The sequence below is a fragment of the Halostagnicola sp. A-GB9-2 genome (assembly GCF_030068615.1).
GTDB lineage: Archaea > Halobacteriota > Halobacteria > Halobacteriales > Natrialbaceae > Halostagnicola.
The window spans coordinates 1-1,674 of record NZ_JASJOC010000034.1 but is presented as its reverse complement, the minus strand read 5'-3'; the positions used below and the strand labels follow the sequence as shown (position 1 = coordinate 1,674).

The window sequence follows — 1,674 nt, the reverse complement described above, 5'->3', positions numbered from 1 at the left end:
AAGCGTGGGTGGGAAGGGTTAATGCAGGCCCGCTGTCTACGGGCGTGCAGATGAGACCGTGTGTACGTGTAGTCCAGGCGTCCACTGGACCCGTTCCCGGGTCACTACTGATCCGAAAGAACGTGGCTACTGTGCCAGCTGGTGGATCGCTCGGCTCAAGAGCTGAAGAAGGACGTGCCAAGCTGCGAAAAGCCTGAGGGAGCCGCACGGAGGCGAAGAACTCAGGATTTCCGAATGGGAATCCCCACCGCAATTGCTTCGCGCAATGGGGAACGTCGAGAATTGAAACATCTTAGTATCGACAGGAAAAGAAAGCAAACCGCGATGTCGTTAGTAACGGCGAGTGAACCCGACACAGTCCAAACCGAAGCCCTTACGGGCAATGTGGTGTTCGGACTGACATTCAGCACTCGACAATCTACAAGAAATCTCCTGGAACGGAGTACGAAACAGGGTGACAGTCCCGTACGGTAGATCAGTACAGTGTGAGTCAGCTCCAGAGTAGCGGGGATTGGATATTCCTCGTGAATGTTGCGGGCATTGACCGCAAAGACTCAATACTCCTTGAGACCGATAGCGAACAAGTAGCGTGAGCGAACGCTGAAAAGCACCCCAAGAAGGGAGGTGTAATAGGGCGTGAAATCAGTTGGCGATAGAACGACAGGGCACACAAGGTCCGACACATAATGAATCAGGTGCGAACCTGTAGTAAGCAGTGTCGGAAGCCGGTGTTCTGTCGTACGTTTTGAAAAACGAACCAGAGAGTGTGTCTGATTGGCGAGTCTAACCTGATCATCAGGGAAGGCATAGGGAAACCGATATGACCGCAGTGCTTTGCACCAGGGTCACCGTGTTTAAGCGCGGGGAGCCACTCGGACACGACCCGAAACCGGACGATCTACGCATGAGCAGGACGAAGCGTGCCGAAAGGCACGTGGAGGTCCGTTAGAGTTGGTGTCCTACAATACCCTCTCGTGACTTATGTGTAGGGGTGAAAGGCCCATCGAGTCCGGAAACAGCTGGTTCCAACCGAAACATGTCGAAGCATGACCTTCACCGAGGTAGTTCGTGGGGTAGAGCGACGGATTGGGAGACCGGCCTCCGAGAGGAGTTCGCCTCCCTGTCCAACTCCGAACCTACGAACGCTGTTGACGTGAGGAGTCCGGTGCGCGGGGTAAGCCTGTGTACCGTGAGGGAGACAACCCAGAGCTGGGTTAAGGTCCCCAAGTGTGGACTAAGTGCGATCGAAAGTGGTGCCGAGCCCTAGACAGCCGGGAGGTGAGCTTAGAAGCAGCTACCCTCTAAGAAAAGCGTAACAGCTTACCGGCCGAGGTTCGGCGCGCTGAAAATGATCGGGGCTCAAGTCCACCACCGAGACCGAGCGACACACCTTGCAGGTGTGATTCCGTAGGTTGGCGTACTGTTCGGATGGAAGCGCGGAAGAGATTTCGTGTGGACCGTTCAGTAACGAAAATTCTGGTCATAGTAGCAGCGTTAGTCGGGTGAGAACCCCGACGGCCGAACGAGTAAGGGTTCCTCAGCAATGCTGATCAGCTGAGGGTTAGCCGGTCCTAAGTCTCACCGCAGTTCGAATGAGACAAAAGGGAAATAGGTTAATATTCCTATGCCAGTGTGAATTAGAAGTCGACGCTTTGGAGCCGCCCAGGCCGGGCA

Annotated in this window: 1 rRNA gene; it reads left to right on the top strand. The window is 54.8% G+C overall.

The features are described from left to right. Positions 1 to 117: 117 nt before the first annotated feature. A 23S ribosomal RNA gene (locus QNM96_RS22865) occupies positions 118 to 1,674 on the top strand; the annotation flags it as partial.